The organism is Pseudomonas antarctica (genome assembly GCF_001647715.1).
GTDB classification, from domain to species: domain Bacteria; phylum Pseudomonadota; class Gammaproteobacteria; order Pseudomonadales; family Pseudomonadaceae; genus Aquipseudomonas; species Aquipseudomonas antarctica_A.
Genome location: NZ_CP015600.1, coordinates 3,508,597 through 3,523,837, shown reverse-complemented (window position 1 = coordinate 3,523,837; position 15,241 = coordinate 3,508,597). Strand labels below are relative to the sequence as shown.

Annotated in this window: 12 protein-coding genes and 1 pseudogene; 6 read left to right on the top strand and 7 right to left on the bottom strand. The window is 60.0% G+C overall.

Annotated features, from left to right (window positions below; translation table 11 throughout):
- Positions 1 to 611: 611 nt before the first annotated feature.
- On the bottom strand, positions 612 to 1,475 hold the full coding sequence (locus A7J50_RS15895) for a universal stress protein (protein ID WP_064452675.1): 864 nt from the start codon (positions 1,473 to 1,475) through the stop codon (positions 612 to 614).
- Between the two features lie 157 nt (positions 1,476 to 1,632).
- On the opposite strand from A7J50_RS15895, the gene A7J50_RS15890 reads away from it, so the two are divergent.
- A complete protein-coding gene (locus A7J50_RS15890; RefSeq protein ID WP_064452674.1) occupies positions 1,633 to 2,235 on the top strand; it encodes a tRNA-(ms[2]io[6]A)-hydroxylase in 603 nt (200 codons plus the stop codon).
- Here A7J50_RS15890 and A7J50_RS15885 read toward each other — a convergent pair.
- Complete coding sequence (locus tag A7J50_RS15885) at positions 2,191 to 3,390, bottom strand: MFS transporter (RefSeq protein WP_064452673.1); 1,200 nt, start codon at positions 3,388 to 3,390, stop codon at positions 2,191 to 2,193. The genes A7J50_RS15890 and A7J50_RS15885 overlap by 45 nt on opposite strands.
- Before the next feature lie 157 nt (positions 3,391 to 3,547).
- On the opposite strand from A7J50_RS15885, the gene A7J50_RS15880 reads away from it, so the two are divergent.
- Complete coding sequence (locus A7J50_RS15880) at positions 3,548 to 4,255, top strand: response regulator (protein ID WP_064452672.1); 708 nt, start codon at positions 3,548 to 3,550, stop codon at positions 4,253 to 4,255.
- A complete protein-coding gene (locus A7J50_RS15875) occupies positions 4,256 to 5,533 on the top strand; it encodes an ATP-binding protein (RefSeq protein WP_064452671.1) in 1,278 nt (425 codons plus the stop codon). It abuts the gene before it with no gap.
- A 149-nt stretch (positions 5,534 to 5,682) separates the two neighbouring features.
- Here the strand turns inward: A7J50_RS15875 and A7J50_RS15870 are convergent, their stop codons facing one another.
- The 5 genes and pseudogenes from A7J50_RS15870 to ampC form a co-directional block, all read right to left on the bottom strand.
- Positions 5,683 to 6,474, bottom strand: coding sequence for a MipA/OmpV family protein (locus A7J50_RS15870; RefSeq protein WP_064452670.1), 792 nt, complete (start codon positions 6,472 to 6,474; stop codon positions 5,683 to 5,685).
- A gap of 17 nt (positions 6,475 to 6,491) precedes the next feature.
- Positions 6,492 to 8,315, bottom strand: coding sequence for a serine hydrolase domain-containing protein (locus A7J50_RS15865; RefSeq protein WP_064452669.1), 1,824 nt, complete (start codon positions 8,313 to 8,315; stop codon positions 6,492 to 6,494).
- A gap of 94 nt (positions 8,316 to 8,409) precedes the next feature.
- Positions 8,410 to 8,898: a GFA family protein gene (locus A7J50_RS15860; RefSeq protein ID WP_064452668.1), complete on the bottom strand. Its 489-nt coding sequence runs from the start codon at positions 8,896 to 8,898 to the stop codon at positions 8,410 to 8,412.
- Positions 8,899 to 8,930: 32 nt separating this feature from the next.
- Positions 8,931 to 9,618: pseudogene (locus A7J50_RS15855) on the bottom strand (LysR family transcriptional regulator).
- 129 nt (positions 9,619 to 9,747) lie between these two features.
- Complete coding sequence (gene ampC / locus A7J50_RS15850; RefSeq protein ID WP_064452667.1) at positions 9,748 to 10,890, bottom strand: class C beta-lactamase; 1,143 nt, start codon at positions 10,888 to 10,890, stop codon at positions 9,748 to 9,750.
- A gap of 132 nt (positions 10,891 to 11,022) precedes the next feature.
- On the opposite strand from ampC, the gene A7J50_RS15845 reads away from it, so the two are divergent.
- The 3 genes from A7J50_RS15845 (at position 11,023) to A7J50_RS15835 (ending at position 15,238) form a co-directional block, all read left to right on the top strand.
- The gene (locus A7J50_RS15845; protein WP_064452666.1) at positions 11,023 to 11,901 is read left to right on the top strand and encodes a LysR family transcriptional regulator; all 879 of its coding nucleotides are present in this window, start codon (positions 11,023 to 11,025) and stop codon (positions 11,899 to 11,901) included.
- 74 nt (positions 11,902 to 11,975) lie between these two features.
- Positions 11,976 to 13,160 carry a DUF2252 domain-containing protein gene (locus tag A7J50_RS15840; protein WP_064452665.1) on the top strand — a complete coding sequence of 395 codons (1,185 nt, stop codon included), beginning with the start codon at positions 11,976 to 11,978 and terminating at the stop codon, positions 13,158 to 13,160.
- Between the two features lie 365 nt (positions 13,161 to 13,525).
- On the top strand, positions 13,526 to 15,238 hold the full coding sequence (locus A7J50_RS15835; protein ID WP_064452664.1) for a ShlB/FhaC/HecB family hemolysin secretion/activation protein: 1,713 nt from the start codon (positions 13,526 to 13,528) through the stop codon (positions 15,236 to 15,238).
- Positions 15,239 to 15,241: the final 3 nt, after the last annotated feature.

The window sequence follows — 15,241 nt, the reverse complement described above, 5'->3', positions numbered from 1 at the left end:
AAGCAGAACTGCTTTTCTGTGGGAGCTGGCTTGCCTGCGATGCCGGCACCTCGGTACATCAGGCACGCCCAGCTGATGCCATCGCAGGCAAGCCAGCTCCCACATTTGATTAGGTTCAGCTTCCAAGATCAGGTCGGCTGTCAGGCCGCCTCGGTTTTGCTTTTGATCTAACCACTCAGGTCGGCTACTAGGCCGCCGTGCTCTGCTTTTGATCTTGATCTGTTTTTGATTTTGATCTTAGGCGCCCCGTCAACCACGCTGGCCGAACGCAGGCTTTGGAGCGTGGGTAAACCGGCAGGACGCCGGTTTAGCCGCGATGGGCCAAGGATGGCCCATGGCGGCGGCCCACGGTCCAAAGCCGGAGTGAGGGCACACCGAGCCTAGGCGAGGTGCCGAGTGGTGGGGCAAGAGCCCTTTGGTTACTTTGGGGCTTTTCCAAAGTGACTCGCCGTAAGGGCGGAACCCATGTCAGCCGTGACCCAAACAACGGATATGTAATCAGCGCCCCCAACAACCACAGCACTCAACCCGTAAAAAAATGTGTAGATACCTATGGCTGTCGCAGGCAAGCCAGCTCCCACAAGGGCGCCTCATTGTCTGAAGGATTTGTTTCAGGCTTTGTTCGCCAGCTCCTCCAGGTGATCCATCAGCTCCTGCGGCTTGAGCACCAGCACATCGCCTTCCACCGCATCCAGCACCACTTCCGCCGTATTGCCGATCAACGCCCCTGAAATACCCGTGCGCGCCACGGTGCCGATGATGGTCACCGCGGCCTGCAAGGTATGTGCAGCATGTGGGATCAATACATCGGCCGGACCTTCTTCGATATGCAGGTGCGCGTCATCCACGTCGAACTCGGCCTGGAACGCCTTGCACTGCTCGCGATAGCGCGCCTCAATGGTTTCCTTGAGCTGGAATGTGGGATCTGCCGCCGACAACATCGGCGACGGATGGGCGCTGATCACGTGCAATTGCGCCTTGGCCAGGCGTGCAATGTCGAAGCCATGGTCGATGATGGTGTTGTGCAACGCCTGGTGTTCGCTGTCACGGTTGCCCACATCAATTGCCGCCAGCACGACCTTGTCGGCCCAGGGCGTTGACGTTTTCACCAGCAGCACCGGGCTGGGGCAGTAGCGCAGCAATTTCCAGTCCGCCGGCGTCAGCAGGGCCTTTTTCAGCGGGCTGTCCGCGAAATGTTGCTTGACCACCAGGCCACAGCCCTCGGCCTGCTGCACATCGATGATGGTTTCGTGCAGGCTGTCATTCCACGCTTGCTCGGTGGTCACGCTGTAGCCGTCTTCGTGCAAGCCGGACTTGAGCAGGCTCAGCATCGCCGAATGCTCGTGTTTTTTGTCGCAGACCAGCAAATGCAGGTGCGCGCCGGTTACCCCGGCGATCAACTTGGCGCGCTTGAGGGCCAGGCTTTCCGAATGCTCGGGCTCGATGACCACGAGGATGCTGCGGATGGCTTGCATGGACGGATCTCCAGAGACGGAAGAAGAGGGGCCTGGGACAACTATAGTTGCTGCCCGCCAGACGTCATGTTGATGCACATCAAAGCCTGCGGCTGGTGGTCTGCAGCGGGGTCGGTATAATCGGCGCCCTTTTGTGATCCTTTTGCCCGTGAGCCCGATGAACCTGCCCGAAATCCACGAATTCCTCGGCTGCCGCACCCCCGACGCCTGGGTCCAGGCCGCGTTGGCCGATCAGGAAACCCTGCTGATCGACCACAAGAACTGCGAATTCAAAGCTGCCAGTACCGCCTTGAGCCTGATCGCCAAGTACCACGCCCATGTTGACCTGATCACTATGATGTCGCGCCTGGCCCGCGAAGAACTGGTGCACCACGAACAAGTGATGCGCCTGATCAAAAAGCGCAAGATCGAGCTGCGCCAACTGCACGCCGGCCGTTATGCCTCGGGTTTGCGCAAAGTGGTGCGCAGCCACGAGCCGGTCAAGCTGGTGGATACGCTGGTGGTCGGCGCCTTTATCGAAGCGCGCAGTTGCGAGCGTTTCGAAGCGTTGGTGCCGCATTTGGACGACGAACTCGGCAAGTTCTATTTCGGTTTGCTCAAAAGCGAAGCGCGGCACTTTCAGGGTTACTTGAAGCTGGCGTACCAGTACGGTGACGCCAAGGACATCGCTCAGGTGATCGAGCGGGTAAGGGCTGCCGAGCAGGCGCTCATCGAATCACCCGACGTCGAGTTCCGCTTTCACAGTGGCGTGCCAGCCTGAGGCCACGGCCACGCCAATCAGTGCGGTGATGCCGGCTAACAGCAGGATCACCGTCTGCGTGCCCAAAGGTGCGGCCAGCACGCCAATCGCCAGGCCCGCCAGCGGCTGGGCCAGGTTGTTCAATAATGTGATAACGCCCACCGTCTTGCCAAAGTCCTGTACCGGAATCACCCGCTGACGGGTGCTGCGCAGGTACACGTTGAACATCTTGTCGAAGCCGGTGACCAGCAGGAAACCGGCCGTGTAGGCCCCAACCGCGGGGCTGATGGCCGTGATCAACGCGCCCACGGCAATCATCGAATACGACAGCCCGCCCACTACCTTCAACGGCAGTGTGGCGCGTGCCAGGTAAAACAGAATGCCGATCGTCACCACAGCGCCCGCCGCCTGCAGCAAGGCATAGGCATCCTTGCCCGCTGCAAACTGGCCGGTGACCATCGCCGCCGAAGTCGCCAGCGTCACACCGATGATCAGGTTCACACCCACTGCCAACGTGATGATGCGCTTCAATTCCACCAGGTTGCAGATATGCCCGAATGCGACGCGCAGGGGGTGCAGCCAGATATCGCGATGCTGTTCATGACGCTCTAAATTCACCGTGGTGTTGCGCTGCCACACCCGCATCGCCAGGTCCGCCAGCACAAACAGCCCGGCAATCCCGATGACGACCCAATGCCAGCGCCAGACTTCCAGCATCAGTGCCGCTACCAGCGGCCCCAATACCAGGCCGCTCTGGTCGGCGATTTGCGAGTAGGACAACGTTTTGGCGTAGGTGTAGTGCTTGAAGATATGCGGCATGACCACTTCCCGCGCCATGATGCCCTGGGTGGTCAACACGCCGCACAGCGCAGACAGGATCACCAGCCAGTAAATACCGTCGAACACCCCGTACAGCGCCACCGCCACCACGCACGCCAGCGCCCGGTAAACCTGGCTGATATGCAGAATGCGCACGGGTGAAAACTTGTCGCACAAGGCGCCGCACACCGGGAACACCAGGTAACGCGGCAGTGATTCGACAAAGAATGCCAGCCCCGCCCATGAAACACTCTGGGTGGTCTGGAACACGATCAATGGCACGATAAACAATAGAATCTGGTCGGCCAGCCGCGACAGGAACAGCGAAACAAAAAACGCCAGGTAATCCTTGCGCATACAACTCCCTGTGAATGGCGTTAAAGATTGCGGGGTATTTGTTAAAAACTCTTAAAAGCATGAAGCTTCGTCGGCCCGTAATGGCCGGTTGCTTCTGTTGTTCAGCTTGCCACCTATAATGCCCGCACTTCAATCCGCGCATCCACACTGAGAATTTATGGAAAACCTGGGTCTGGGCAAGGTCCTGCTCGTTGAGGACGATGAAAAGCTGGCAGGGCTGATCGCGCATTTCCTGTCACAACACGGTTTCGAGGTGCGCGTTGTGCACCGAGGCGATCAGGCCCTGGCGGCATTCCTCGACTTCAAGCCGAAGATCGTCGTGCTCGACCTGATGTTGCCCGGCCAGAGCGGCCTGCACGTGTGCCGCGAGATTCGTAATGTATCCGACACGCCCATCGTGATCCTGACCGCCAAGGAAGATGACCTGGACCATATTCTGGGCCTGGAGTCCGGGGCCGACGACTATGTGATCAAACCGATCAAACCGCCGGTATTGCTGGCACGCTTGCGCGCCCTGCAACGCCGCCAGGTGCCCGAGCCCACCGTGCGTGGTTCACTGGAGTTTGGCCGGTTGTCGATTGATCGCAGTTGCCGGGTGGTCAGCCTGGGCGATGAGAAGATCGACCTCACCACCATGGAATTCGAGTTGCTGTGGTTGTTGGCCAGCAGCTCGGGGAAAATCCTCTCCCGCGACGACATTCTCAACCGCATGCGTGGTATTGCCTTTGACGGCCTTAACCGCAGCGTCGACGTTTACATCAGCAAATTGCGCGGCAAGCTCAACGACAATCCTCGTGAGCCGGTGTGCATCAAGACTATTTGGGGCAAGGGTTACCTGTTCAATCCGTTTGCGTGGGAGGTTTAGATGCTGCGCCTGTTTCTGCGCCTGTATGTGATTCTGGCGCTCGGTTTGGCGGGGGCGATCTGGTTGGTCAACTACACCTTCGACGAGTTATTGCCCGAGGCCAACGAAGTGTATAACCGCGAAGCCCTGCGCGGCCCGGCTTACGGGCTGGTTGAGCAACTGCGGCCTCTGCAAGGGCCGGCCCGGGACGCTCGCCTGGCAGAGCTTCAACCCCATTACGGGTTGCGCCTTAAGTTGGTGTTGCGCGATAGCCTGGCGCTGGATGAGCGCGAGCAAAAACTCCTGGCGGACGGCCAACTGGTGGTGCGTGGGGACTTTATGGAGTTCATCACCAATATTGACGACGGCCCGCAGTTGCTGGACATCAAGTTGCCCGAAGAGCCCAAATGGTTATACCTGTGGGCCTATGGTTTCCTGGGGGTGAGCCTGGCCATCGTGTTGTATTTCTGGGTACGCCCGCACTGGCGCGACCTGGAGCATATTCGCCTGGCTGCGCAACGCTTTGGCGACAACGACCTGGCGTCGCGCATCCTGCTGCCGCGCCGCTCCACGGTGCGCGAGCTGGCCGGGCACTTCAACCAGATGGCCGAGCGCATCGAAAGCCTGATCGCCAACCAGCGTGAACTGACCAACGCCGTCTCCCACGAGTTGCGCACGCCGATTGCGCGCTTGTCGTTTGAACTCGATCAACTCAAACAACAGGCCGACCCGCGCCAGAGCCGCGCGCTGATCGCCGACATGTATGCCGACCTGGGCGAACTGGAAGAAATGGTCTCCGAACTGCTCACCTACGCCAGCCTGGAGCGCGGCGCCACCCAGGTCACCCGGGAAAATATCGAGGCCCACAGTTGGCTCGACAGTGTCATCGGCAGCGTGGCCCTGGAGGCGGAAGCGGCGGGGGTGCAGCTGACGTTGCGCACGTGCGAGGTCGACTTTATCCAGATCGAACCGCGCTTTATGGCCCGCGCGGTGATCAACCTGCTGCGCAACGCCATTCGTTATGCCGAGCGTCGTGTAGAAGTGTCGCTGGTCAAGTTCGGCAGCGGTTACGCGGTGCAGGTCAATGACGATGGCCCGGGTGTGCCGTTGGACGGCCGCGCCAAGATCTTCGAGCCTTTCCTGCGTCTGGACACCAGCCGCGACCGCCGCACGGGTGGGTTCGGCTTGGGCCTGGCGCTGGTAAAACGGGTCAGCCAGTGGCACGGCGGGCAGGTGGAAGTGCTGGATTCGGAGTGGGGCGGGGCGTCGTTCCGGATGACGTGGGCGTATGCCGAGTAAGGCTTGAGGCAAGCAGGCTGTTGTTCTGTTAACCGATTCAGTGTGGGCGCTGGCTTGCCGGCGATAACGGACTGTCAGCTAACATTTGTATAGCTGACACACTGTCATCGCAGGCAAGCCAGCGCCCACATTTTTATCGGGCTACCCGATCAGAACGTATATTCCACAACCCCCATCACCGACGTCTGCAACCGTCGCTCCACAATCGGGCTTTTGCCCGCCTCATCTGCCAGGTACTGCACATCCAGCAAGGTCGAGAACTGGGTGTGCTCACTGATCGGCAGGCTCCACACCAGGTTCATGCCATTGCTGATATTGCCCGCACCGGCCTTGTATGCCTTGAACCGGCTTTGCGCGGCCTGGCCGGTGGTCACGCCGTACCAGGTTTGCAGGTAATTACGGTCGCCGAAGTGGCTGCTGAGGCCGGCATCGACGGAGCCGAAGCGGCCCTCATAAAGCGTGGTTCCCAGGTTCAGTTCCAGGTGGGTGTAAGCCTTGCCGGTGTCCTTGTGGTCATCTTCCTTGAGCGCGTGTTCCAGGGTTGCGCCGACTATCACACCGCCCAGGTTGTAGGCCGCACTCACGCCCAATTGCGCGCGTGACTTGATCTCGCCCAGGCCTTTGAGGCGGTTGGAACCGGCATGCAAACTTTGGTTTTTATCCTTGCGTGAGGCGCTGGCACCAACATAGGCGCTAAAACTCAGGGCATTGCCTTCGTAACCCCAGCCCAAGCCCTTGCTCGTATCGAGGAAGATCCCCCAAGGGCTGACGATTTGGCCGCCCAGCACTGGCGCGGTCATGCGTTCGTCGCTGCCGCTGTAGCGTGGCGCGTTGGCCACGCCGGCCTTGAGGCTGTATTGCCAGTCTTCGGCAATCGCGGTGTCGGCGGCGGCGAGCAGGCACAGTGAGGTGAATGACAGGCACAGGTTTTTTGAGCGCATCAGGCGGTTCTTCCGTGTTAGAAATTCAATAGGTTGTGGGGCGATTGCGTACGTTTGAAGGAGTAGCCCGAAGCGCTGAGGCCGTTGACCTGGCGGCTCACGGTGTCGCCCAGGCCGTAGCCATTGCCGGCCAGCACGGCGTGGGCGTTGTCGACCGGGAGCAGGATGTAGTCGGTCAGCGGCTCGTTGTGCAATTGGCCGCGAATCACCAGGAAGCCTTCTTCGAGGCGTACGCTGATACCGCTCAGCGGTGCGTCGGGCTCATGGGTGTTAAGCACCTGGTAGGTGCCGATGGTGTCGGCCCAGGCCACTGGCAAAGGCGGCGGTTCGATGCGCTCGCCGATGGCGAGGCGCTGGCCGTGGCTACGGGCAGTGAGCATCTGGCGACCTTGCACCGTGACCACGTCCAGCTGCACGCGGCCCAGTTCGCCGAGGTCCTTGAGCCAGACACCGAGGACTTTTTTCTGCGCGCGCAGCCAGCCGTGCTCATCGCGCAACAATTCGAAGTCGAACCCGGCCAGCTCGCCGGACAGCCGATTATTGTCATCCTTGATCCGGAACACTCCCCAGGCCGTGGCATAAAAGCCGGCCAGACGCTTGCGGTCGATGGCGGCCGGCACGTGACGCAACTTGAGCCCATGGTTGGGTGCCTGGCAGTCGTCGGCGCAGGTGGATTCGCCGGTTTGCGCCTGGAGCATCAGGCGCAGCGTCTCGGTGGCCATTCGGGCGACCAGTTCTTCGGCGTTGCCGTCATTGGCCATGATGATCACCGCCAATTGCTGGTCCGGCAGCACGCTCAACTGCGCCGCAAAATCGTCGCCGCCGCCACTGTGCTGATAGGTGCGCACACCGGGCCCGATCGGTTCATCGCCGCACGGCGCCAAAAACCAGCCCAGGCCCATCTGGCAATCGAAATCCAGGGCATTGCCGGTGTTTTGCTGGGTGAACATCTCATCAATCGATGCGCTGCCCAACACGCGATGACCTTTATAGAGGCCTTGGGCGAACAGCATCCGCACGTAGTGGCTGAGGTCTTTGGGGCTTGCCCATAAGCCCCCGGCGGCGAGGTCCCGGACGTGTGCATCGGTACTCGCCACACCGTCTTCGTAGCCCAACGCGCGGAAGCTCAACTGCGTACCGGTGCCGACAAAACTCGACTGGTTCATCTCCAGTGGCTTGAGCAGGCTGCTTTGCAATTGCGCTTCGAAACTTTTGCCGCTGCTGCGTTCAATGGCGGCGCCGACCAACGAATAACCCAGGTTGGAATAGGCGACTTGCGAGCCCGGCGGGCTGCTCAGCCAAACGCCGGATACGCGCATCGGCATCTGGCCCATGGCGAAAGTGCTGCGCACGTCACGCAGGTGTTCGCTGGGCAAACCGGACTGGTGGCTGAGCAAGCGGCGCAGGGTGATATCGCGGTCGGCGGCCGCCTGGTCGCTGTGAAAGCGCGAGCGCACGTGGAACTCGCGCAGCGTCTGCTGGATCGGCGCATCCAGCGCCAGGCGCTGTTGCTCGACCAATTGCAGCGCCGCCGTGGCCGTGAGCAGTTTGGCGATGCCGCCGGCGCGAAACGCCGTGTTGGGTGTCACCGGCACACCTTGGGCCTTGTCGGCCACGCCGAACCCGCGCGCCCAGATCAGCTCCTGGCCATTGACCAGCGCAATCGACAGGCCGGGTACGTTCTCACGTGCCATTTCCTGGGGAATGCGGGTTTGCAGGTAACGAATGATCGCGCCGTAATCGCCTTTGGGAATCGGCGGCGGGGCAGGCGGTTGCACATGGCAACCGATACTGCCGAGCAGGCAACCCAATAGCGGAATACCGCGCAATGTGCGAAACATGAAGAGCACCCGGATGGTGGTTTGGATGCTCGAATGCTAGGGCGCCGCTGGCCAACAATCTTTGAGAGCTTTGTCGGGAAACTGTCAAAGACTGTTAACGCGTTAGCCCTAATCGCTCATGCCACTGGGCAATGGACTCTTCGGGGTATTCATCGAACTGTACGTCGCCTTTTCGCACGCTGACTTCGACCCATGGGGCCTTGGAACCGAGCATCAAATGCGTGTGTTGCGGCGGTACCGGCAACGGCGTGTCGATGGCCGACGCGAAGGGGTGGATCAGTTCCGGCCACTCTGGGCTGAACAGCCACAGGGCGCTGCCGCATTGCGAGCAGAAATGCCGTTCGGCAGTGCTTGCATGGGCGCGGCTGGCGCCGTCCGGCTTGAGGCGGGCGTGGTAGATCGAAATGTGTTTGCGGCCTTGAACCTTCAGGCTTTGCGTATCACCGGCCAGGTTGATCGCATAACCGCCGCCGCCCTGGGTCTTGCGGCAGATCGAGCAGTAGCAGCGTTGGTAGGGGTAGGGGTGCTGGCTGGTCAGGCTGAACGTGACGGCGCCGCAATGGCAGGACCCTTCAAGTTGCATGGGAGTCTCCTCTGGCAAGGTGACTGTTGAGCTTAGGCGCTTTGCGGCATCAATGTGGCAATCAACGCCCGAAGGGTGCTCGGCAGTGTTTCCAGTTCACGCACCAGGATACTGCGTTCGCGAATGGTCCAGGGCTCGTCCAGCCTCACCGAGGGCTGATTGGCCAGCGGGTGGTCTACCGGGACCATTAACACCCGCTCATCCGTGCTGAAATGCAGCACCTGCAAGCCCGCGGCTTCTAACGGCTCGGCAATGATGCCTATGTCACTGGTGCCATCCAGGACGCCGCGCACGATATCGCGGGACAGGCGTTTCTTGCAGGTCGACGGTCACGCCCGGGCGCTGGGACAAAAAGCCCGTCAGCACCCCCGGCAGAAACACGGTCACCGCCGTGGTGTTGGCAAAGATGCGGATATGCCCCGCGGAGTCCACGCCGTACTGGGTGAATTCGCTTTTCAGGTAATCCACCTGGCGCATGATCAGCCGCGCAGGGTGCAGCAACCGATCGCCCGCCGGGGTGATTTCCACGCCACGGCTGTCGCGGTACAACAGGCGCGTATCCAACTGGCCTTCCAGCGCCTTGATCCGCGCACTGGCAGCGGCCGGCGAGTGAAACGCACGCTTGGCGCCCTGGCTCAGGCTGGGGGATTCGGCGATATGGATAAACAGGCGCAGGTCGGCGAGATCGAAGTGCTTGGCGGCTTCGGTGTGTACACGAATCTCATCACAATAAAGATCCAAGTGTGGGAGCGGGCTTGCTCGCGAAGGCGGCGTGTCAGTCAACACATCGGTGGCTGATACACCGTATTCGCGAGCAAGCCCACTCCCACATTTGGTTTTTGCCAGGCGTTAGTGGTCCATCGCGCTCAAGATCGTATAGGCCAACTTGACCCGCTCAGCATTCGGGTAGTTCTTGTTTGCCAGAATCACCACACCCATGTCCTTGCTCGGCACGTACACCACGTACGCCCCAAAACCACCGGTTGAGCCGGTTTTGTTGTAGAGCACATTGGCCGGCTGCGGTTGTGCGGGTGTCAGCCAAGTGACCTTGTGCGGCTCCATTGCCATTGGCGTGGAGTTGCCGTCCAGCAATGCGTTCAGCGTGATCGGGTAGGGGTAGCGTTCCCAACCCAGGCCCTGGGTCATGCCGTTCACGGTGTAGTAACCGGCGTGAGTCGCTGCGATGGCTTGTTGCAGCGGCTTTTCCAGGGTTTGCGGGTGCATGTTCACCATCACGTAGTGAGCCAGGTCCTGGGTGCTGGTCTTGATGCCGTAGGCTTCGCTGTCGAGTGCGCCAGGGCTCACGCGCACGGGTTTCTGGAGCTTGTCATAGCCTTGGGCGTACTGGCCGGATTTGTCGGCGGGCACGCTGACGTGGGTGTTGGTCAAGCCCAGTTTGGGCAGCAGGGTTTTCTGCATGGCCACGTTGAACGGCTGGCCAAGGCTTTGCGCCGAGAGGTAGCCGAACAGCCCGATGCTCGGGTTGGAATACAGGCGTTGCGCGCCCGGTGCGTAAGTCGGTTTCCAATGCTGGAAGTAGCCCAGCATGTTCTCGGCGCTGTCGGCGGCGTCGGGAAACTGCAGGGGCAAGCCGCCTGGCGTGTAGGTCGCCAGTTGCAGCAGGCTAATCTGGTCGAAGGCGCTGCCGGCCAGTGCGGACAGGTGCTCGCTGGCCTTGTCCGAGAGCTTGAGCTTGCCGGTCGCCTGGGTATAGCCGCCGAGGGTGGCGGTGAAGGTTTTGCTCACTGAACCGATTTCAAACAGGGTGTCCTCGGTCACCGGCTGTTGTGTGTCTTTGTTCGCTACGCCGTAGTTAAAGTATTGCGCCTTGCCTTTGTTGACCACGGCGATGGACAGGCCGGGGATGCCTTGTTGTTGCATCAAAGGTACGACGCTGGTGTCGACGACCTGGCGAATATCGGCGTCTGCCATGCAGGTGCCGGAGCCGAGCAATAAGGCCGATATCAGTATTTTTTGTAGTGTGTGGTTCATGGTGGTTCGCTTCCCTATAAATGATGCTCTGACAATCGAGGCCTGCGCAGGCGCCGCAAATCTAAGTGGATTTTGCCCCTTCGACAAACGATGATATCTCGCACCAGCCATTAGAAAAATTTGGGGTAAGCCATGCTGCGTTCCCACTTGCCGCTCAATGCCCTGCGTGCATTCGAAGCGTCGGCCCGTCACTTGAGCTTTACCCGGGCAGCCATTGAGCTGTGTGTGACCCAGGCGGCGGTGAGCCATCAGGTCAAAAGCCTGGAAGCCCAACTGAATGTCACCTTGTTCAAGCGCCTGCCACGCGGCTTGATGCTGACCAGTGAGGGCGAAACCCTGCTGCCGGTGTTGCGCGAGTCCTTCGACCGTATTGCACATACCTTAGGCCAGTTCGAGGGCGGGCATTACCGCGAAGTGCTCACCGTGGGCGCGGTCGGCACTTTTGCCGTCGGCTGGTTGTTGCCGCGCCTGCCGGAGTTCCAGAGCCGCTATCCGTTTATCGACCTGCGACTGTCGACCCATAACAACCGCGTCGACGTCGCCGCCGAAGGTCTGGATTACGCTATTCGTTTTGGCGCAGGCGCTTGGCATGGCACCGAGGCCTGCCAACTGCTGGAAGCATCGTTGACGGTATTGTGCGTGCCTGCACTCGCCGAGCAATTACACACACCTGCCGATGTGCTCAAACATACCTTGCTGCGCTCCTACCGCGCCGATGAGTGGAACCTGTGGTTCCAGGCCGCCGGGCTGCCGGCCGACACCCTGGTACCGCGCAATATCGTGTTCGACTCCTCACTGGCAATGATGGAGGCAGCCTTGCAAGGCATCGGCGTGGCGCTGGCGCCAGCGATGATGTTCTCGCGGCAACTGGCGACGGATGTGATTCGCCAGCCGTTCGATGTGGGCATCACCACTGGCAGTTATTGGCTGACGCGCTTGCAGTCGCGGGCTGAAACCTCGGCAATGCAAGCGTTTAAAAGTTGGCTGACCGAGTGTGCACAACAGCAGTGAGATTTTTCCTTGAAACAAAATGAAACATTCTCGACGGGCTACCCTCTACTGTCTCCCTCGTCACGAGTTCACCCATGAAAACCCCGCGTCCCTCCGACCGCATGCCCCACCTCACGCAATTGCGCAACTTGAAGATGGCGCGTTCCGCCCACGCCTACGTGCGTGGCAGCACGGTGCAGTTCTATGAATGGCTGCACAGTCTCCCTGGCCGCCGTTTGCCCCACGGCCCGGCGATCTGGATTTGTGGTGATTGTCACGCGGGTAACTTGGGGCCTACCGGCGACAACAAGGGCCGCATTGACATGCATATACGTGACCTTGACCAGACCGTGATCGGCAACCCGGCCCACGACCTGGTGCGTCTGGCTTTATCCCTGGCCACCGCCGCGCGCGGCTCGGACCTGCCGGGGGTGACCACCGCGCGCATGCTCGAAGAAATGATGGTGGGCTACGAGCAAGCCTTCAAAGACGAACCCGACGAAGTGCCGCCACGCCCCTCCCAGGTCAAGGCCGGCATGCGCAGCGCGGTGGAGCGCACCTGGAAAAACCTGGCGCGTGAACGCATCGAAAATGCACGGCCGACGATTCCACTGGGCAAGCATTTCTGGTCGTTGTCGCGGGCAGAGAAGAGCGCCTTGCAAACGTTGTGCGCCTCCGATGAGCTTCATCAGTTGGTCACCTCACTCAAAGGCCGGCCCAAAGACGCCAAGGTTGAGCTGCTGGACTCGGCTTATTGGGTCAAGGGTTGCAGCTCCTTGGGCTTGTTGCGCTATGCGGCGCTGCTGGGCGTAGGCGACAAGGACGATCAGGAGTATTGCCTGATCGACATCAAGGAAGCCGTCGGCGCTGCCGCACCCCGCGCAGCACGGGCCAAGATGCCCCGCGACAATGGCCGGCGTGTGGTGGAAGGCGCCCGCCAGCTGTCACCGGGCCTGGGTGGGCGCATGATCGCGACGCGTTTTCTCGACCATGGTTTTTTCATCCGTGAATTGCTGCCCCAGGACATGAAGCTGGAGCTGGACGAACTCAGCGAGACCGACGCCATGCACGCCGCCGGATACCTGGCCCGCGTAGTCGGCATTGCCCACGCACGGCAGATGGACCGCGAGACGCGCAAGGACTGGATGGCAACATTGCAGGAAAACCGCTCTAAACAACTGGATGCACCGTCGTGGTTATGGACCAGTGTGGTGCAGTTGGTCGGTAGCCATGAGCAGGGTTATCTCAACCATTGTCGGCGGTATGCGTTGGAGCACTAACGACGCTAAGGCGTCGCACTGGAACACATTAGGGTGTTCCAGTGGATGCCCTTCATCACTTGAAGTTGAGGTGCCGCAACGGCGGAATGTGAGAGTAACTTTGTTACTGTTTGTGTTTTTTAAGACGTTTCGCGCAAATCCTAGGCGATCTCCTATTTAAATTTTTATTATTTTGTGAGTGTCAAGTGCTTGTCATTTGCCGTTCATCTGAAATAGTAATGGTTGTTTAAAGTGATAAATTAAAAAAGTGATTATAAATCAATAGCTTAATAAATATTCTAACGTAAATATCACGGTTGCCAGAATCTTGGCATGCTCCAGGTTCGATGATAGCTTGCCGCCATTGTTTTTCGACGGAACGAAATATGTACCTGCTCACGCCATGGACTCGGCCATTACTGTGCCTGACGTTATTGTGCCTTAGTGCCCCTGACAGCGCCTTTGCCGCGACCAATCCTGGCGACCAGGACCTGATTCGCGACCGGCAAAACCGCCTGTTGGAAGAACAACAACGGCGTCTTGAAGAACTCAAGGACCTGCCTGGCAAAGAGGTAAACCCGGTGGCTCCCGCCGGCCCGGTGGACACCCGCTGTTTCCCCATCCAGCACATCGAACTCAAAGGTGCCGACAGCCTTTCTGGCGTTGAGCGCGAGCGCCTGCTCAAGTCCTATGTTGATCAGTGCCTGGGCGTTTCCCAGCTCAATCAACTACTCAAGCGCGTTACCGACTATTACATCGTCAAAGGCCTGGTCACCAGCCGCGCCTACTTGCCGCAGCAAGACCTGTCCAGTGGTCGTCTGCAAGTCTTGGTAGTGGAGGGCAAACTTGAAGGCGTAAAAGGCGCCGACAACAGCAAGCTGTCCGATCGCGAACTGGCCATGGCCTTTCCCGGCAACAACGGTGACTTGCTCAACCTGCGAGAAGTCGAGCAAGCCATCGATCAGCTTAATCGCTTGCCTTCCAACCAGGCACAAATGGAACTGACGCCGGGCAGTGCTGTTGGCGGCAGTACCGTGTTGGTCAAGAACAACCCGCAAAAACCTTGGCGTGCCAGCCTGTCGCGCAATAACGATGGGCAGCGCAGCACCGGCGAGCAGCAGTGGGGCACCGGCTTTGAGTGGGATAGCCCGCTGGGCCTGGCTGATCAACTGGTGCTGCGCGGCGGCCACGACGCCATCAGCGACCACCAGAAAACCTCAAAAAACGCGATGCTCTACTACAACGTGCCGTGGGGTTGGTGGAACTTCAGTTACAGCTACAACCAGAGCGATTACCGCTCAGTGGCCAAAGGCGACGGCTTTGACTTCAAGCAAACCGGCGACAGCCAAAACCACCAGTTGCGCGCCGAGCGCGTGATCCACCGCGACGCCCTGAGCAAAACCTCGGTGAACGTTGGCCTGGCCCACCTGCGCACCAACAACTACATCAACGACAACCACCTCAAAGAGAGCAGCAATCGCCTCAGTGAGTTGCAGTTGGGCATCAACCATGGGCGTCGCATTGGCAGCGCCTTCGTCAACCTCGACGTCGGTATGCAGAACGGCACCGGCGCCTTCGACGCCCAGGGCAATCACAACCCGGGGCCTGGCGTGCCGGACGCGCGCTACCGCAAATACACCGCCACCGTCAGCTACCTGCAACCGTTCAAGCTGTGGGGCGAGTCTTTCAGTTTTATCAGCCTGGCCACCGGCCAACGCAGTGAAGACGTGTTGTTCAGCCCCCAGCGCATGAGCCTCGGTGGCGCCTCATCGGTACGCGGTTTCAAAGACCAGCAGCTCAATGGCGACAGCGGCGGCTATTGGCGCAATGACCTGCGCTGGAGCCGCCCGGTGACGCTCGACTGGCTGCGCCCGGTGTTCGGCGAATACGGCGCCAGTGTCGGCTATGACCAAGGTGTTATCCGTAACGCTCGCTACAACCGGGAAGTGCATGGCCGGGTGTCGAGCAATTCGTTTGAGCTGTTCGCCCGTGGCCAGCACGTTAGCACCAGCGTGACCTTTGCCCACTCGCTGGAACGACCGGCCGCGCTGCTTGACCGCGAAGCGCCGATCTACTTTCGCATGGATTTTTTCCTCTAATTC

What these genes read in the sequence shown, in the direction of transcription:
- A7J50_RS15870 (WP_064452670.1), bottom strand. Translation starts at nt 6,474, where the DNA reads ATGCGCTCAAAAAACCTGTGCCTGTCATTCACCTCACTGTGCCTGCTC.
- A7J50_RS15835 (WP_064452664.1), top strand. Translation starts at nt 13,526, where the DNA reads ATGTACCTGCTCACGCCATGGACTCGGCCATTACTGTGCCTGACGTTA.
- A7J50_RS15840 (WP_064452665.1), top strand. Translation starts at nt 11,976, where the DNA reads ATGAAAACCCCGCGTCCCTCCGACCGCATGCCCCACCTCACGCAATTG.
- A7J50_RS15865 (WP_064452669.1), bottom strand. Translation starts at nt 8,315, where the DNA reads ATGTTTCGCACATTGCGCGGTATTCCGCTATTGGGTTGCCTGCTCGGC.
- A7J50_RS15890 (WP_064452674.1), top strand. Translation starts at nt 1,633, where the DNA reads ATGAACCTGCCCGAAATCCACGAATTCCTCGGCTGCCGCACCCCCGAC.
- A7J50_RS15885 (WP_064452673.1), bottom strand. Translation starts at nt 3,390, where the DNA reads ATGCGCAAGGATTACCTGGCGTTTTTTGTTTCGCTGTTCCTGTCGCGG.
- ampC (WP_064452667.1), bottom strand. Translation starts at nt 10,890, where the DNA reads ATGAACCACACACTACAAAAAATACTGATATCGGCCTTATTGCTCGGC.
- A7J50_RS15845 (WP_064452666.1), top strand. Translation starts at nt 11,023, where the DNA reads ATGCTGCGTTCCCACTTGCCGCTCAATGCCCTGCGTGCATTCGAAGCG.
- A7J50_RS15875 (WP_064452671.1), top strand. Translation starts at nt 4,256, where the DNA reads ATGCTGCGCCTGTTTCTGCGCCTGTATGTGATTCTGGCGCTCGGTTTG.
- A7J50_RS15880 (WP_064452672.1), top strand. Translation starts at nt 3,548, where the DNA reads ATGGAAAACCTGGGTCTGGGCAAGGTCCTGCTCGTTGAGGACGATGAA.
- A7J50_RS15860 (WP_064452668.1), bottom strand. Translation starts at nt 8,898, where the DNA reads ATGCAACTTGAAGGGTCCTGCCATTGCGGCGCCGTCACGTTCAGCCTG.
- A7J50_RS15895 (WP_064452675.1), bottom strand. Translation starts at nt 1,475, where the DNA reads ATGCAAGCCATCCGCAGCATCCTCGTGGTCATCGAGCCCGAGCATTCG.